This window comes from Sorangium sp. So ce426 (genome assembly GCF_051475585.1).
GTDB lineage: Bacteria > Myxococcota_A > Polyangia > Polyangiales > Polyangiaceae > Sorangium > Sorangium cellulosum_B.
Map to the genome: position 1 here is coordinate 2,438,561 of NZ_CP150341.1, position 15,251 is coordinate 2,453,811.

The window sequence follows — 15,251 nt, forward strand, 5'->3', positions numbered from 1 at the left end:
CTAGCGTCGCCCGGGCCGGCGCCGCCAGCGCCGTCCGGAGGTGGGATGAGCCAGGACAGCCGCGCAGGGGGAGGCGAAAGCGCGCAAGGCGCCATCGAGGCGGCGCTCGAGGCCGAGGTGCTGCGGCGGCTCGCGTCGTTCCGGGCTCGGCTGGGGCGCGAGCTCGGCGCGCTGTTCGATGAGCTCGCCGCGCGCCTCAGGCTGTTCGAGGGGGAGCCGGGCGAGGGCTACTTCTCGCACCCGACGGCGCTCCCGGTGCTCGAGCTGCCGCTCTGGGTCGCGATGCGTCCCGGCGGGCCGGCGCTCGCGCTGGACGCTGGATCGCCGGCGCTTCCGCCGCTCGCCGCCGACCTCGCCGAGGCGGCAGCGGTCGGGTACCTGCACGTCCGGATCGAGGATGACCTGCTGGACGAAGGGGTCGGTGAGCCTGGAGCGACGGTGCTCCTGTCCGGGGCGTTGTTCGCTCGCCATCAGGCGTTGCTCGCCCGTTCGCTGCCCGGCGGGAGCGCTTTCTGGGGCCTCTTCGAGGAGGTCTGGCTCGGGTATGGCGAGGCGATGCTCCTCGAGCGGCGGCTCCACCGCGGCGCAGGCCCGCGGGACGGCGCCGCGTTCCGGCGGGTGCTCGCCCGCTCGCGCCCGCTCGTGCTCCCGGCCGCGGCGGCCCTGTTCGCGGTGTCGCAGGCCGAGCACATGGCCGCCCTCGAGGAGTTCGTTTCCGCCCTTGTTGCAGCGCATCAGCTGTTCGCGGACCTGCTGCACGCGGAGAAGGATCGTGCGTTCGGCAACACAACGTATGTGCTCTCCCGGCTCTGGGCGCTCGCCGAGGCGGATGCGGCGTCGCCGAGCGGGGCCGACGTCTCCGACAGCGGGTCTTGTCGCGCTCAGGAGATGCGCAGCGCGGCGGCCCTGCGCGCGCGGCTGTTCGCGCGCGGCGGCTTCGACGCCATCCTGGAGGAGGCGCGTTGTGAGCTGGCTCGCGCCGAGATCGCCGCGGGGGCCCTCGGGCTACCGGAGGCTGCGCGGTTCTGCAGGGAGCGCGAGCAGTACATGGTCGCGATCCAGCGGCGGGTATTCCTCGCGTTCTTCAGCGCGCTCGCCGGCGAGCCCGTCGTCGCGCCGCGGTGAACCGGTGTGTCGTGCGCGGACGCTTCACCCCGCGAGGACGCGAGCACGCGCGGACGCGCCTGCTTGTACTTGCTCGCCGTTTGGAGGTCTCCTAGCCTCCCGAGCGAGAAAGCGAGGAGTCGTGACGTCGAAGAAATCAGAGGCAGAGCTCATCGGTCGCGCCGTCGTGGATTCGAGCTTCCGCCAGCAGCTCCTTGCCGATCCCGAGCGCACCATCGAGGCAGAGGGGTACGACGTCGGCGCGGAGACGCTCCAGCGCATCCGGGACGCCGCGACCTCGACGCCCGAAGCGGTCGATGCGGCCATCTCGGCCGCGGCGCGTGAGGGCGGAGTCGGTATGTGACGCTGTCCCCTGCTGGAGGGGTGACCGCCGCCTGGCCATGGCTCGACCCGGGTGACCGGGCTGTGTGCGAGCACGCCTGGTCGGCGCACCTGTCATCCGAGGGGGCGCTTCAGCGCGGTGGATCGGCGTGGGGAGCGCTCGCGCTCGAGCGCAGCGTGGGCACACCGCCGGGGTACAGCGTTCCGTGGGCCAGCTGGGCGCTGCGGCTCTGCGGGCGGGTGTCCGCGCGCGACGCAGCCGCGGACGCCGCCGTGGCGGTCGCCGCGGTGGCCGCCGGGGGCATCGAAGGCGCTCCTGACGCGCTCGCGCGGGGCGCGATCGCCGCGCGTCTCCTCGCGCGGCACGCGGACGACGCGCGCGCGCACGGGTGGCTCCTGGGCCTGGCCGACCTGGCGGAGGCTTCGTGGCGCGAGAACCCGGTGATCGAGATCGACGGCTCCGGCGTCCTGGCGGCGCCCCCCGCCGCCGGCGCGCGCGAGGCCGTGGCCCTCTGGACGGCGCCCGCGCTCGTCGCAGGCGACGATCTCGCGCCTTCCCGTCGCTTCGGAGAGACCGTGGCCGAGCCGATCTGGCTGCTGGACGGGCTCGTGCGCCTCTGGATCGATCCGATCGCGCCTGACCTCGCAGCGCCGACGCTCACGCCGCTCTTCGCGCTCTGGCTGCGCGGCGCGGGGCTCGCTCCGCCGCTGCTCCGCGCGCTCTCGGGCGAGCGCGCGTCCCGCGTGCGCCGCGGCGAGATCCACGGCCTGCTCGCGACCCGCCCGTACCGCGCCGCGCTCGCCGCGCGCATGCAGGAGACGCTCGCATCCGCCCGTGAGGTCGTGGCCGCCTCTCCTCGGACGAGCCCGAGCGCGCGCGGCCTCGCCGAGGCGCAGCGTGAATTCCTCGAGGCGCTCGGCGAGCGCCTCCGCTTCTTCGAGGGGCTGATGTCTTTCCGCGATCTCCTCGGCCCCGGCGCGGCGCTCGGGCCGCCGCGCGCGCAGGGCGAGCCGGCGCCGCCCGACGAGGCGCGCGCGGATCTGCAGGCGGCGGTCGCGTTCCTCCTGGACGCCGCGCCGTGGCGCGAGTCCTGGGAAGTGCAGCGCTTCGGCGTGCTCGGGTCGAGCGAGCAGCCGGTCGGGCACTGGTTCGTCCGGGCGACGATCCTGAGGGCGCTGCTCGAGATCGGGGAGGTCGGGCGCGACGTCCGCGCCGACGCCGCGGCGTTGCTCGAGGAGATCCCGGCGGGGGAGCTCCGTTACTTCACCGCGTTCCGTGACGTCCCGCCGGACGCCGACCTCCTCGGCGTCGCGCTCGAGCTGGTCGCCGAGACGGGCGCGGCGAAGGAGCGGGCGGAGTCGTGGATCGAGGTCATGCTGGCCAACGTGGGTGACGACAGCGTCGTTCCGACCTGGTTCTACCGCGGGCCCGCGGGGCCGACCACGCCGGGCGTGGCGTGGGCCGGCGACGACTGCACGACCGTCCGGCTGAACTTGCTCGTGGGCCTGCTCTCGTTCGACGCGGAGCGGTTCGCGCGGCTCATCGACGCGAACGCGCGGCGCGTGCTCGACGTCGCCTCGGGGAGCGGCTTCGAGGGCGCTTGCTTCTACGATGCCTCGTACACGGACCTCGCGTTCCTCCGCTTCGCGCGGCTCTACCGGGGGAGGGCGGGGGACGCGCGGTGGGCCGACGAGGTCGCGGCGGTCGAGGCCGCGACGCTGTCGCGGATGCTCCAGTCGCCGCGGCTCGACGGCGGCTCCGGGGCGCCGCTCCGCACGGCCGCGTGCCTCGAGGGGGCCGCGATGAGGGAGCGGCCCGATCCGCTGCTCCTCGAGCGAGGGATGCGCTACCTCGGCGAGCGCCAGCTCGTGGACGGCTCCTGGCCAGCGGAGCCGCTCTACCGGGTGCCCATGAAGCGCGGTCGCGAGGGCCACCACCAGGGCAGAGCGCTGACGACCGCGCTCTGCGCGCGCGGGCTCGCCGCGGCGCGGTCCCGGCTGCAGCGCGCAGGGGGGCGTCGCACATGAGCATCGAGAAGTCGCCCGAGATCGTGCGGATCATGGAGGCGCAGGAGATGCGCGGCGAGCAGATCGTGAACCACATCCGGCTCGCGTTCGCGCTGCTCAGCGCCGCCACGCTCGTGCACGTGTGGACGATCAACACGCCGGCCGCCAACCAGATCTTCGCGATCCTGACCGGCGGGTACCTCGCTTACTCGCTCGTGCTCTACGCGTTCTTCCGGCTGCGCCCCGGCGTCTACGCGGGCTGGCTCAAGTACGTGAGCATCTTCGTCGACCTCGCGCTCCTGACGCTCACGGCCCTGGGGAACGCGAGGAATCACTCCGGGATCATCGAGTACTTCACGAGCTACCTCGCGACCGTCTACGTGCTCTGGAACCTGATGTCGGGCTTCCGCTACAGCCTCGCGGCGTGCCTGTACTCGGCGGGGCTGTCGGCCCTCTTCAACTCGATCGTGCTCGCCGTCACGGTCGGCTCCGGCGCGGTCCCGATCAGCCCGGTGTCCGTCTACGGACAGAACGCCATCAACATCGCGGATCAGTGCCAGCAGATCCTCTTCATCGCGCTCCCCGGCGTCGTCGCCGGCATCATCGCGCGGATGTCGCGCAACCTGGTCGTGCGGGCCGAGGTGGAGTCCATGGCCCGCCTCCGGCTCGAGCGCGAGAAGCAGGAGCTCGGCCGGTACCTGTCGAAGGATCTCGTCGACTTCGTCCTGTCCGATCCGAGGCGGCTCAAGCTGGGAGGCACGCGGCGGCACGTCTCGGTGATGTTCACGGACATCCGCAACTTCACCCCGCTCACCGAGTCGGTCGAGCCGGAGGCCGTGGTCTCGTTCCTGAACGAGTACTTCACGGAGATGGTCGAGATCGTGTTCCGCTACGGGGGCACCCTCGACAAGTACATCGGCGACGGGCTGATGGCGGTGTTCGGCGCGCCGCTCTCCGTCGAGGATGCGCCGAAGCGCGCCGTCATCGCGGCGATCGAGATGGTGCAGGCGCTCGAGCGCATGAACCAGCGGAAGCTCCTCGGCTGCGGCGAGATCCAGATGGGCGTCGGCATCGCGACCGGCACCGTCATCTCCGGCAACATCGGCTCGCTCCAGCGCATGGAATACACCTGCATCGGAGATACAGTAAACACGGCCGCGCGCCTCGAGCAGTTCAACAAGGAGCTCGGCTCCAAGATCATCATCTGCCAGACGACGTACGCGACCCTCGACGACTGCGTCCCGGCGCAGCCGACCGGCGCGCTGAGCATCCGGGGCAAGAGCCGCCAGGTCCACCCCTACATCGTGGACCACATGGAGCTGTCTCCGGCGCGCCTGAGCGAGCTCCGGAGAGAGCTCCTCTCGAGGGCCCGTCCCATGGAATCGATGCCGCCGCGGGCGCCGGCCGCCCTGCGCGGCAAGGAGTAGCCGGAGGCTCGCGGCGCGCTGCGCGATCAGGGCGAGGGGGTCACGAGGGCGTGGCGCGGAAGCGCCGGACGCGCGCCGAGCCGGGGCCGCCGTCCTGCGTCGACAGGCCGAGCGCCGTGCGCGCCGGCGCGTGGAGGCGCTGGAGGACGCGATCGAGCAGGCGGAGCGCGCCGTCGCTCATCTTCACGCCGCGCGGCGAGCGGTAGCCGAACGCGACGCCGTCCACGACCTTGTAGGCGTTCTCCGTGGGTGAGGCGGGGCGCATCTCGACGACCAGCGCGCCGTCGCGCGTCTTCATGATGACGACGATCTCGCCCGGGCGCGCCGAGGCCTCCACGAACGTCCACCCGCCGGAGGTCGCCTCCTTGATCCCGAGCTCGAGCACGCGCTGCAAGTCCTGACCCGCCGGCGCGAGCGTCGTCGCGCCTTCGACCCGGATCTCGGCGCCCGGCGGGACCACGCCGCTGCCGAGCGGCATCGCGGGCCGCCGCATCTCCCGAGGCCCGGGGAACGACCACATGTCCGGCGTGATCTCGCCGCCTTCGCGGTAGGCCATCTCGATGAGGCGGCTGCGCTCGCGAGAGAGCGCGTCCTCGGACCAGCCGAGGCAGGAGCGCATCATCAGCGTGAAGGGGTCGAAGCGGAGCTCGAACGAGGCGGGCGCGCGGACCATGAGGTCGTCCGGAAGGACGAGGCTGTGGAAGATGCGGACCTTGCACGGGAGCTCGCGCGCGCGCTCGAGCGTGCGCCGGAACGTGATCGGACCGTCGCCCGGGAGGCCGAGGAGGATGTCCACCTCGATGTCCGTGAACGTCGAGAGCTCCTCGATCACCTTCGCGAACTTCGACTCCCTGAAGGGGCGCTGCGTGCCGTCGCCCGTCTCCTTGTTGAGCGGCGGCAGCCGCGCGTCGAGCGACACACGCGCGACGCCGCGGAGGAACTCGAGGTGCTCGTCGTGCACGTGCTCGGGATCGATCGATGCCGTCAGCGTCGCCTGCTTGAAGAAGCCGACCTGCTTCTCCGCGGCCACCAGGTTCCGGAACGCCTCCGCGCTCAGGTTGAGCGGGGCGTCGACGATCTGCGCGCCCGGCGCGCCGGCGGCGCGGAGCGCGCTCAGCTCCTCGACGAGGTAGGCCTCGGAGAAGACGCCGCCGGCGTCGCCCGCGGAGACGCCGCACGTCGCGCAGCTCATGGCGCCCCCGCGGCAGATCTCGAGCGGGACGATGCGATCGGTCGGGAGCAGCTTCATCCGGATCGGCGAGGGGAGCGCGTCGGGCGCCACGTAGAGGGGGTCGCCCGTCGAGACCCAGCCGCCGGCGGTGCACACGTGCAGCCCCGGCACGGCGCGCAGCGCATCGGGAGAGCGCTCGCTCAGCCGGACGATGTCCCGGAACGTGAGCTCGTTGCCGTGCACGAGGGCGTCGATGCAAGCGGTGGCGTCGCGCCAGGGCGCGAGCGCGAACATCGCGGGGCGCGCGAGGGGCCCCCAGAGGGCGATCGTGCGCCCCGGCCGGTTGCGCTGCAGGTGGCGCGCGATCTCGATGAACGTGGGGAACGACCAGACGTGCGCGGCGAGGCCGACCACGTCCGCGTCCACGGTCTCGACCTCCGCGACCCACGCGTCGAGATCCCTCGTCTGCGCGTCGATCACGTGGATCGGTACGCCGGCGAGGTCCGGATCGGCGAGCAAGGAGGCCTCGACACGACGGACTCCATGGCTGGACGGCGCTCCCCCACCGTCCGGCATGGTTGGCTCCATCGCGAGTAGCGCGACGCGGCGTTCGCCAGGCATCCATGAGAGTCTACCAGGGTGTCTCCCCTGTCGGGGAGTCCGTTCGCGCTCTCTGTCTGCTCTCACTCCCCACCCCCCCCGGTCGGTTCCTCGCGCCCGGAGTCGCTCCTTCTACCCGGAGTTGCATCCGGCGCGCAGTCGGGCTTTCATACTGCCCTGGGCGGGAGAGGGGGAACGGAACGTACTGGATCGGCAGACAGCGGCGGACTGTCGGGCTGCGCACCTGGTGGCGTGGTCGTACGTGTGGCGCACCGCGGCGAGCGCTTCGGTGTGTCCGGACGATTCGTCACACCGGGGGCATCACCGAGGTTGCTCGCGCTGCGCTGGCTGCTGGCCAGCGGAGGCTCGGGCAGCGTCGAGCGCCCATCCCGTCCTCGCCCAGCATGGGGAAGAGAGGGCGCGCTGCCCTGGCGAGCGACCCCCGCTACTGAAGAAAGCCGAGGGGAGCCATGTGTGGCAAGCACGTGATCCTGGTTGCGGAGGACGACGTTGACACCGCGACGATGCTGGAAGAGCTCCTGACCCTGGAAGGGTACGAGGTCGAGCTGACCGCCACCGCGCGCGCGGTGCTCGATGCGCTCGCGGAGCGGCGCTTCCACGCGGTCCTCCTCGATCTGACGATGCCGGGCATGACGACGGACCGGTTCGTCTCCGAGATCGAGGGGCTCGGCACGCCCTCGCCCCTCATGATCTTCTCCGCCCGCCTCCCCCACGAGATGCAGGCGATCGCCGAGCGGCTGCATGCGGCCGCGCTCATCCCGAAGCCGGTGGACATCGACGTCCTGCTGGGCACCCTCTCGAAGGTGGTGCTCGGCTCGCTCGGCTCGCGCGGATCAACAGACATCGACCGTTGACGCTGCCCGTTCGGACCGCGTCGCGAGCGCCTCGGGCCGTCGTTCCGGCGGACGCCGGGCTGCTGCGCCCCCCGGCGCCGGTGGTAGGATCGCCGCTCATGACGTGGTGGATGGCGAGCAGGCCGCGCTGCGCTCACCCTGGCTGGCCGCAGATCGGGCACAGAGCGGCTTCGCCGGAGCGTCACCGTGCTGTAACATCGGGCTCGACCGCCGACGATCGATCGCCGTAATGCGTACGCCCGTACCCGCCTGCCAGAGCTGCCGGCTCAACCAACGTCGACCCCGCGTGGTTGGTTGGCCGCACGGGCGACGCGGGAGCGGGCTCCGCTCCGAGGCGTCTTTGCGGCGCTGATTGCCGGAGAGAGACGCAGAGAGACGTAGAGAGACGTAGAGAGACCTTCATGAGCCCCCTTCCTCGCAGAAAGAGCCTCATCAAGCGGAACCCGAGCAGGGATTCAGGGCTTTCCCTGTTTCGCCGTGACGTCAGGCTTTCGCATAGTGGTTGATGCACCGTGCCTGCCACTCCCTTGAAGAGGATCCTCGTTGTCGATGACGATCCGGATATTCGAGAGACCCTCGCCGAGCTCCTGCAGGAGGAGGGGTACGCCGTCGCGTCGGCGGCGCACGGCGGCGAGGCGCTCAGCGCGCTGAGAACGGATCCGAGACCCGGGCTCATCCTGCTCGATCTCATGATGCCGATCATGGATGGCTGGCAGTTCAGGGCGGAGCAGAAGAAGGATCCGGAGCTCGCCGCGATCCCGGTGGTGATCATCTCGGCGACGGGCCGCGACGAGTTCGTGTCCTCGCTCGGCGCGGCGCAGTTCCTCAAGAAGCCGATCAACCTCGAGCAGCTGCTCGCCGCGGTCGAACAGCACTGCCGGTGACGGCGCGCCTGTTCGTCTACGGCACGCTGATGCGCGGCGAGCGCGCGCACGCGCTGCTCGGGCGCGCGCGGTGCCTCGGGCCCGCCCGCACGGCCCCGTCGTTCGAGCTCGCCGATCTCGGCGCCTACCCGGCGCTCGTGCGCGGGGGCTCGGTCGCGGTCCTCGGGGAGCTGTACGAGCCGGACCCGGAGGCGCTGCCCTCGCTCGATCTCTACGAGGATTGCCCCGACCTCTTCAGGCGTGAGCCGATCGAGCTCCATGGAGGCGCGCTCTGCGAGGCCTACCTGATGCCCGCGGGGCAGGCGCTCGGGTGGCCTCGGATCGCCTCGGGGGACTGGCGGACACGGCGGCGATGAGCGCGTCAGCCGGGGCCGGCGCGGCGCGCTGGCCGCAGCCCGGGTGGACCGGCCGGGTCGATCTCGGGCGCCGTCCTGTCTTCGACGACGAGCAGCAGGGCCGGGAGCTCGCCCTCGTCGGCCTGGAGCCGGAAGGCTGAGAACGAGAGCGTCCTGCGGCCGGCGTGCGCGAGCACGGCCTCGAGGCGGAAGTCGACGAGCGCGGCGCGGCGGTGGAGCACGTCCCGGAGCTGCTGCTCCAGCTGCGGGGTGTTCCATCCGGCGTCGATGGCCGAGAGCGATCGTCCCTCGATGTCCCCGAGCGGGACCATGAACTGCTCGCAGTAGCGCCGGGTGACCGCCCGGATCCGGAGCTCCCCGTCGAGCAGGAGGAACGGATGGCGCAGCACCTCGAAGACGGCGGAGAGGCCGTCGCGCGCGCCCGCGAGGTCGCGCGCCGCGCGCCTCGGCGCATCGCTCTCCAGCCAGCAGATCACCGCGCCGTCGACCTCGTCGTCGGTGGTCCGGGAAGGGCGTGCCCGCATGAGATAGCAGCGCCCGTCGCGGTCCTCGACGCGCCGTTCGACGGTGCTCATCGTGCCTAGCACCTCGGCGACGACCGGCGCGATGTCGGCCACGCTCCTCGACTTCACCTCGAGGATGGACCTGCCCACGTCGCTCGCGGCGAGGCCGAGCAGCTTGTCGGCGGCGCCGGCGACCCGGCGGATCCGTAGATCCGCGTCGACCATCAGCATCGGGATGTTCATGCCGCCGAGGAGCTTGCGCAGCTCGTCGTTGGCGAGGCCGAGCGCGACGTTGCTGCTGCGGAGCTCCTCGTTGATGGTCGTCAGCTCCTGGTTCGCCGACTCGAGCTCGTCGTGGGCGCCCTCGAGCGCGTCGTTCACCCTGTGCAGCTCGTCGTTGCTCGCGAGGATCTCGTCGTTCGTGCACAGGAGCTCTTCGTTCGTCGCCTCGAGCTCATCGATGAGCGACTGGAGGTACTCCCTCGTGGTCACGAGCTCCCTGCGGAGCTGGACGATCTCCAGATCCTTCTGGGCGTCGCTCGGGGCCGGGTCGCTGCCCTGCCGGTCCAGCCGCGCGGCGCCCGACTCGGAGAAGGTGACGAGGAAGCAGCGCCCTTGCGGGAGCCGCACCTTGAGCGGCCAGACCTCGACGTCGACGTACCGGATCTTCTCGTCCTGCCTGACCTTGAGCTGCTCCTTGCGGGCCATCGCCCCCGAGTTCATCGACGCGTCGATGGCGGCCCGGATGCCGAGGACGAGCCCCTCTCGGGCCATCTTGAAGAGGTGGAGGCTGGCGTCGCCCGGTGACGGCTCGAGGTAGGGCCCCGTCTTGCCCCGGAACTGGACGATCTGCATCTCCTCGTCCACGACCACGCCGGCGGGGGCATAGCGCGCCATGACGATGGCGTCGGCCTCCTTGCGCACCGCATCCATGCCGAGCCCCTCGGGCTCCCGCGGCCGCTCCGACGCCAGCGCGACCACCGGCGCGCCGGGCAGAGCGGGCGCGCTGAGGGCGAGCGGGTGAGCCGCCTCCGACGCGGCGCGCCTGCAGAAGATCCTGTGGGTCCTGTCCACGACCCCGAACAGATCGGGCGCCGTGGTGAGGCTCTCGGACGAGCCGAGGAGCAGGAACCCCGTGGGCTTGAGGGCCTGGTGGAACGTCTGCAGCAGCCGGCGCTGCAGGCTCGGCTCCAGGTAGATCATCAGGTTGCGGCAGCTGGTGAGATCGAGCTTCAACAGGGGCGGGTCGGTCGCGGCGTTGTGGCGCGAGAAGATGCACAGATCGCGGACCGATTTGTTGACCTGAAAGCCGCCTTGTACCCTGACGAAGAAGCGGCGCAGCCGGCTGGGAGAGACGTCCATCGAGATGCTCTCGATGTAGATGCCGGACCGCGCCTGCTGGATGGCGGCCTCGCTCAGGTCGGTGCCGAAGATCTGGATGGCATGATCGGTCGCGTCGGCTTCGAGGAACTCGAGCAACGAGATCGCGAGAGAGTAGACCTCCTCGCCCGTCGAGCAGCCCGGCACCCAGATGCGAACAGGGGAGTCCTGCGGCCTGCCGTGCATGAGCACCGGGAACACGTGGGTCTTCAGCGCGGCGAAGGCGCCCGGATCGCGGAAGAACGTGGTGACCTTGATGAGGAGGTCCTGGTAGAGATCCTCGATCTCGCCGGGGTGCGCTCTCAAATGATCCAGGTAATCCTGGAGGGTGGCGAGCCGATGGAGCGTCATTCGCCGCTGGATGCGCCGCCTCAGGGTGCTCTTCTTGTACTGGCTGAAGTCGACGCCCACCGCGGCGTGAACCAGCCTGAGGAGCTTGCTGAGATCGGCGTCCATGCCGAGGGGCGCACCCTGCCTGAGCCATGGAGCGAGCACGTGCCCGGGGCGACCCATCCGCACGAGCTCCGCCGCGATCTCCTCGACGCTGAGGACGAAGTCGACGCCTCCCGCCGCGATGGCGCTCCGCGGGAGCGCCGGCCGCTCCGCGCCGCGCGGGTTCTCCGCGAAGGTGACCCCGCCCTCGGCCTTCACGTCCTTCAGCCCCAGCGCGCCGTCGCTCCCGGCGCCGGACAGCACGACGGCCACCGCGCCCGACCCCAGCTCGCCCGCGAGCGAGCGCAGGAAGAGATCGCCAGGGCCCGGGCCGCCCTCGCCCCGCGGCGCGAGCTCGACGCGGAGCCCCGCCAGCGTCGCCTGCGCCTCCGGGGGCAGGACCTGGACGCGACCCGGCGCGAGCTTCATCTCCGATCGGAGCTCGGCCACAGGGAGAGGGCTGCTCTGCGCCACGAGCTCGAGGAGGGGGAGCTCCCCTGGATCTGCGCTGTAGATCAGGACGAGAGAGAGGCTGGTATCCCTGCTCGGCAACCGCCGGAGGAGCTCCGCGATCGCGCCGCGTCCGCCGGCCGAAGCGACCACACAGACGACGGGAAAGCGCAGCTCACCCTCGGCGCGCGGCCCGCCCGCCGCGGCGCTCTCGCCGGCGTCCTCGGGCGGGACCGGCGCGCGCCCCGGCGCGGATGCCCTGCCGGCCTGGGGCGCGGCGTCGCTCGGGCCCGGTGCCCCGAGTTGCGTCCGGCGTGACTTCTTCTGTTCGGGCATTGTCGGCTTGAACGGTTGGGCGCTCTCTCACGCGTCTCGCGGCGGCGAGAGCCTGACAGGGACTAAGCCAGGGTTCCGGTGGGCGGTCGATCAACGATGGCTGTCGTCGTCCATGTCGCGCATGGGACACGGCGCCTCACGGTCATCTCACCATATCAGCGCGCGCCTTCCAGGCGCTTCAGGAGTTGCTCGATCCGCTCGATGATGTGTGCGGATCGGTCGGATACCATTCGGGCAGAATCGTTGAGCCTCGTCAGTGTCATTTCATCCATCCTCCCGCCGGGCTGGAGCTTGGTCATGGCCTCCAGCGCGGCGTCGTGGCGCGCTCGGGCGACCTGGGCTGCCTCCATCGCGCGGCGCAGGCGTGCGCGCGGCGGCTCCAGGTTCTCGACGCCGGACCACCTCCTCTCCGGTGAGACGCGCCGCGCCTCGCCCTCGGCTCGCGCCAGGTGATCGGCGGGCGCCGCGAGCGGCGGCGCGAGCGCGTCGGGCGCCGCGAGCAGCGCGGGAGCCTGCGCCCCTCGCAGCGATCGATCCGCCTCGTCGTTCCCGGCTTCCTGCGTGCGCTCCGCGCGCTTGCCATCGGTCGGAAGGCGGAGGTTGGCGCTGATCTGCTGATCCTCCGCGGGCCCCCCGGCGTCTTCCCACCCCCGTTCGTCGACGATCTGCTTCGTCGCGTCGTTGACGAGGAAGACCTGATCGGCGTCGTGGAACCGCTCTGCCCGCAAGGCCTGCAGCGCGGACCGGGCCGCCTCGAGCGAGCGGATGTGCTTCGTGAGCGCGAGCCGCCTGCCCCGGAAGCGAACGTAAATGCTGTAGCTGGTCTGGGGCGCCATCTCCATCGCCTCGTCGGCCCGGTCGCGTCATGCGGTGTCCGCGCTCTTCTTGATAGCAGCTCCCGGGGTGCGGCTCGCCATGGCGCCGGGCCGAGCGGGCGAGCCCCCCGCTCCATGAGATTCTCACGGATCTCGCGCCGTGAGCCCAGGGCGCGAGTTCTCGGCGCGCGTCCTGCTAGCGGTCTCACGCCTCCGGTACCGCCGTCAGCAGCACCAGCCTCCCGGCGGTCTGCTCGGCTGTTCTGCAGGCGGTGCGCACGAGCTGCCACTCTGCCTTCACGAGCTCCGCCATGAGCGACCTGTCCTGACACAGGGCTTTGCTCAGCGACTCCTCGGCGTCCTCGCCGAAGGACAGCACGCGTATCGCGATGGCGAGCGCAAAGTCCTTGGTCAGCCGGACGCGCAGGTCGACGTCCGGCGTGGAGACGTGGAGCGCGTGCTCGGCGAGGGCGACGTCGATCCTGTCCGCGATCGACCTTGCGGTGTCCGCGCGCCACTGGATCGAGCGGCAGGTCTGCCGGAGCAGCTCCTGGATTAACCGTCTATCACGACCCGTCTGGTTGCCCATCCCGCCCCCCTCGACAGTTCCGTTCTTCTGCGGAGAGCCGTCCAGAGAGTGCCTGCGACCGGCCAGAGCGCGCGACGGTCAGCCTGGCGCGATTGAACGAGCAGGACCGCTCCCCAAGGCTGCGCTCCTCCCGAGTTGCCCGAGCGGTTCCCCCTCCGGCTCCCCGCTCCACCCCCTCACTGTCCCGCCGAAAATCCCGTTGACCGCTAGCTGTAGCTCAGCTGCTGCCCGACCGACCGCTAGGGCGATATGGAATCGCTCGTCAGGGATTCCCTGTAAGCTGTCCTGGCACCGCTGAGCCTCCGGCTGTTTTGTTCAGGCAAAGCCCTACGTCCGGGTCGCCTGGGTCACGCAGGTCGTCTCTGGGTCACGCAGGCCGCCTAGGTCGCCTTGGCCTTGGAGCGCCGGCGCTCGCTGCTCGACGCTGAGGCAGGCGGCGGGTCGGCGGTCGGCCGCGCGCTGCGCGGGGGGGCTTTCATGACCGACAGGTCAGCGACGGCGCGCACCTCCGGGGCGAGCAGGCCGTGCGTGAAGAGCTGGAGCACCTGCGCGGCCCAGGCGGCGATGTCTGGCCTGGACGGCGCGTCGATGAGCTTGCGCACCAGGCGATCGAAGGCGCCGGAGATGAGCGCGGCGATGACGCTGGGCTCCAGATCGCGCCGGTAGAGGCCGATGTCGATCGCGTACCGGACGCGGCCCTCCACCTGCCGCGCGACGCGCTGGGCGAACTCGTCGATCAGGTAGGCGTACGGGGTCCCACCGCCTCCCGCCAGCATCATCCTGAGGAGCGCCCGGTTCTGCCAGCAGAACTCGAGCACCTCGAGGTCGTGGGCGAGGACCCGCTTGAAGTACTCGTTCACCGACGCTCGCTCGGCCTCGAAGACGATGGGCGGCGGCTCCACGCAGTCGGCGAGGCGCGCGATGAAGGTCTCGACGATCTGCTTGAAGCAGTCGTCCTTGCTCTGGAAGTGCAGGTAGAACGCGCCCTTCGAGACGCCTGCGCGCTCGGTGATGTCCTCGACCCTCGCGGCGGCCAGGCCGCGCTCGGTGAAGGCAGCCTCGGCGGCGCGGAGCAGCTCGATCCTGGCGCGGCGATCGGCAAGGCGGGGCATTCTGACTGGTCGGTCAACGTCGGAGGACCGGGGCACTATGGGAAGGCCGCCGGAAGCCGTCAAGACGCTCGTCGGCCGCGCTCCTCGCGACGCGGCGCGTTCGACCGCGCCGCGTCGCCCATGGCACGAGCGATGCTGCGGAGGCGGTCATGACGACCGTGGCGAGACGAAATGCAGCAGGGCGCGGCGCCGGCGAGGCGACGGCGGCGGCGCTCGTCCCCAGCCCTCCTTCGTTGCCGAGCCTGCGCGAGGCCGCCGCGCGGTGCCGGGCGTGTCCGCTCTGGGAGCGCGGGACGCAGACGGTGTTCGGCGAGGGCGCGGCGCGATCGGACGTGCTCCTCGTCGGCGAACAGCCGGGCGGCAAGGAGGATCTGGCCGGCAAGCCGTTCGTGGGCCCGGCGGGGCAGCTGCTCGATCGCGCGCTCGAGGCGGCGGGGATCGAGCGGCGCCGGGCGTACGTGACCAACGTGGTGAAGCACTTCAAGTGGGAGCCGCGCGGCAAGCGCCGCGTCCACATGAAGCCGGACGCGCGCGAGATCCGCGCGTGCCTGCCGTGGCTCGCCGCGGAGATCGCGGTGGTGCAGCCGGCGATCGTGGTATGTCTCGGCGCGACGGCGGCGCAGGCGCTGCTCGGCGGCTCGTTCCGGGTCACGCGCGAGCGCGGCAGGATCGTCGCCTCGCCGCTCGCGCCGCGCGTGCTGGCGACCGTGCACCCCGCGTCGATCCTCCGCATGCCGGACGAAGCGACGAGGCGAGCCGAGCTCTCCCGCTTCATCGAGGATCTCACCGTGGCGGCGCGCGCGCTCGGCTGAGCCGGCGCGCGTCGCCTCCTCACGAGGAGCGCTCTCGATGGAGTAGGATCCGCCCG

General features: G+C 71.5%; 13 protein-coding genes. 8 read left to right on the plus strand and 5 right to left on the minus strand.

The features are described from left to right. Positions 1-45 precede the first annotated feature (45 nt). The 4 genes from WMF44_RS09290 to WMF44_RS09305 all read left to right on the plus strand — a co-directional run bounded on the left by WMF44_RS09290 (position 46) and on the right by WMF44_RS09305 (position 4,880). On the plus strand, positions 46-1,125 hold the full coding sequence (locus tag WMF44_RS09290) for a geranylgeranyl pyrophosphate synthase (protein WP_437298772.1): 1,080 nt from the start codon (positions 46-48) through the stop codon (positions 1,123-1,125). A 121-nt stretch (positions 1,126-1,246) separates the two neighbouring features. Further along, the gene (locus tag WMF44_RS09295) at positions 1,247-1,468 is read left to right on the plus strand and encodes a Franean1_4349 family RiPP (RefSeq protein WP_012234358.1); all 222 of its coding nucleotides are present in this window, start codon (positions 1,247-1,249) and stop codon (positions 1,466-1,468) included. A gap of 20 nt (positions 1,469-1,488) precedes the next feature. Next, positions 1,489-3,474, plus strand: a complete 1,986-nt coding sequence (locus WMF44_RS09300; protein ID WP_437298773.1) for a hypothetical protein — start codon at positions 1,489-1,491, stop codon at positions 3,472-3,474. Next, the gene (locus tag WMF44_RS09305; protein WP_437298774.1) at positions 3,471-4,880 is read left to right on the plus strand and encodes an adenylate/guanylate cyclase domain-containing protein; all 1,410 of its coding nucleotides are present in this window, start codon (positions 3,471-3,473) and stop codon (positions 4,878-4,880) included. The genes WMF44_RS09300 and WMF44_RS09305 overlap by 4 nt, the downstream gene beginning before the upstream one ends. 40 nt (positions 4,881-4,920) lie before the next feature. Here the strand turns inward: WMF44_RS09305 and WMF44_RS09310 are convergent, their stop codons facing one another. After that, positions 4,921-6,627, minus strand: coding sequence for an oxidoreductase (locus tag WMF44_RS09310; RefSeq protein ID WP_437298775.1), 1,707 nt, complete (start codon positions 6,625-6,627; stop codon positions 4,921-4,923). A gap of 494 nt (positions 6,628-7,121) precedes the next feature. On the opposite strand from WMF44_RS09310, the gene WMF44_RS09315 reads away from it, so the two are divergent. The 3 genes from WMF44_RS09315 to WMF44_RS09325 all read left to right on the plus strand — a co-directional run bounded on the left by WMF44_RS09315 (position 7,122) and on the right by WMF44_RS09325 (position 8,766). Then, a complete protein-coding gene (locus WMF44_RS09315; protein WP_437298776.1) occupies positions 7,122-7,526 on the plus strand; it encodes a response regulator in 405 nt (134 codons plus the stop codon). Between the two features lie 527 nt (positions 7,527-8,053). Then, positions 8,054-8,410 carry a response regulator gene (locus WMF44_RS09320; protein WP_044964390.1) on the plus strand — a complete coding sequence of 119 codons (357 nt, stop codon included), beginning with the start codon at positions 8,054-8,056 and terminating at the stop codon, positions 8,408-8,410. Next, positions 8,407-8,766 (plus strand): gamma-glutamylcyclotransferase family protein, encoded by a 360-nt coding sequence (locus WMF44_RS09325; protein ID WP_437298777.1) that lies wholly within the window; start codon positions 8,407-8,409, stop codon positions 8,764-8,766. Before WMF44_RS09320 ends, WMF44_RS09325 begins: the two co-directional genes overlap by 4 nt. Before the next feature lie 5 nt (positions 8,767-8,771). Here WMF44_RS09325 and WMF44_RS09330 read toward each other — a convergent pair whose 3' ends face one another. The 4 genes from WMF44_RS09330 to WMF44_RS09345 form a co-directional block, all read right to left on the minus strand. After that, positions 8,772-11,867 (minus strand): CheR family methyltransferase, encoded by a 3,096-nt coding sequence (locus WMF44_RS09330; protein ID WP_437298778.1) that lies wholly within the window; start codon positions 11,865-11,867, stop codon positions 8,772-8,774. Positions 11,868-12,022: 155 nt separating this feature from the next. Further along, positions 12,023-12,703, minus strand: coding sequence for a hypothetical protein (locus WMF44_RS09335; RefSeq protein ID WP_437298779.1), 681 nt, complete (start codon positions 12,701-12,703; stop codon positions 12,023-12,025). A gap of 184 nt (positions 12,704-12,887) precedes the next feature. Then, complete coding sequence (locus WMF44_RS09340; protein WP_012234367.1) at positions 12,888-13,271, minus strand: hypothetical protein; 384 nt, start codon at positions 13,269-13,271, stop codon at positions 12,888-12,890. Positions 13,272-13,651: 380 nt separating this feature from the next. Then, positions 13,652-14,383 carry a TetR/AcrR family transcriptional regulator gene (locus WMF44_RS09345; protein WP_437298780.1) on the minus strand — a complete coding sequence of 244 codons (732 nt, stop codon included), beginning with the start codon at positions 14,381-14,383 and terminating at the stop codon, positions 13,652-13,654. 149 nt (positions 14,384-14,532) lie between these two features. Between WMF44_RS09345 and WMF44_RS09350 the strand changes: the two genes are divergently transcribed. Then, on the plus strand, positions 14,533-15,195 hold the full coding sequence (locus WMF44_RS09350; protein ID WP_437298781.1) for a UdgX family uracil-DNA binding protein: 663 nt from the start codon (positions 14,533-14,535) through the stop codon (positions 15,193-15,195). Positions 15,196-15,251 lie beyond the last annotated feature (56 nt).

Coding starts and splice junctions, on each gene's coding strand:
- WMF44_RS09290 (WP_437298772.1), top strand. CDS start 46: ATGAGCCAGGACAGCCGCGCAGGGGGAGGCGAAAGCGCGCAAGGCGCC.
- WMF44_RS09315 (WP_437298776.1), top strand. CDS start 7,122: ATGTGTGGCAAGCACGTGATCCTGGTTGCGGAGGACGACGTTGACACC.
- WMF44_RS09340 (WP_012234367.1), bottom strand. CDS start 13,271: ATGGGCAACCAGACGGGTCGTGATAGACGGTTAATCCAGGAGCTGCTC.
- WMF44_RS09335 (WP_437298779.1), bottom strand. CDS start 12,703: ATGGCGCCCCAGACCAGCTACAGCATTTACGTTCGCTTCCGGGGCAGG.
- WMF44_RS09310 (WP_437298775.1), bottom strand. CDS start 6,627: ATGCCGGACGGTGGGGGAGCGCCGTCCAGCCATGGAGTCCGTCGTGTC.
- WMF44_RS09345 (WP_437298780.1), bottom strand. CDS start 14,383: ATGCCCCGCCTTGCCGATCGCCGCGCCAGGATCGAGCTGCTCCGCGCC.
- WMF44_RS09305 (WP_437298774.1), top strand. CDS start 3,471: ATGAGCATCGAGAAGTCGCCCGAGATCGTGCGGATCATGGAGGCGCAG.
- WMF44_RS09330 (WP_437298778.1), bottom strand. CDS start 11,867: ATGCCCGAACAGAAGAAGTCACGCCGGACGCAACTCGGGGCACCGGGC.
- WMF44_RS09350 (WP_437298781.1), top strand. CDS start 14,533: ATGACGACCGTGGCGAGACGAAATGCAGCAGGGCGCGGCGCCGGCGAG.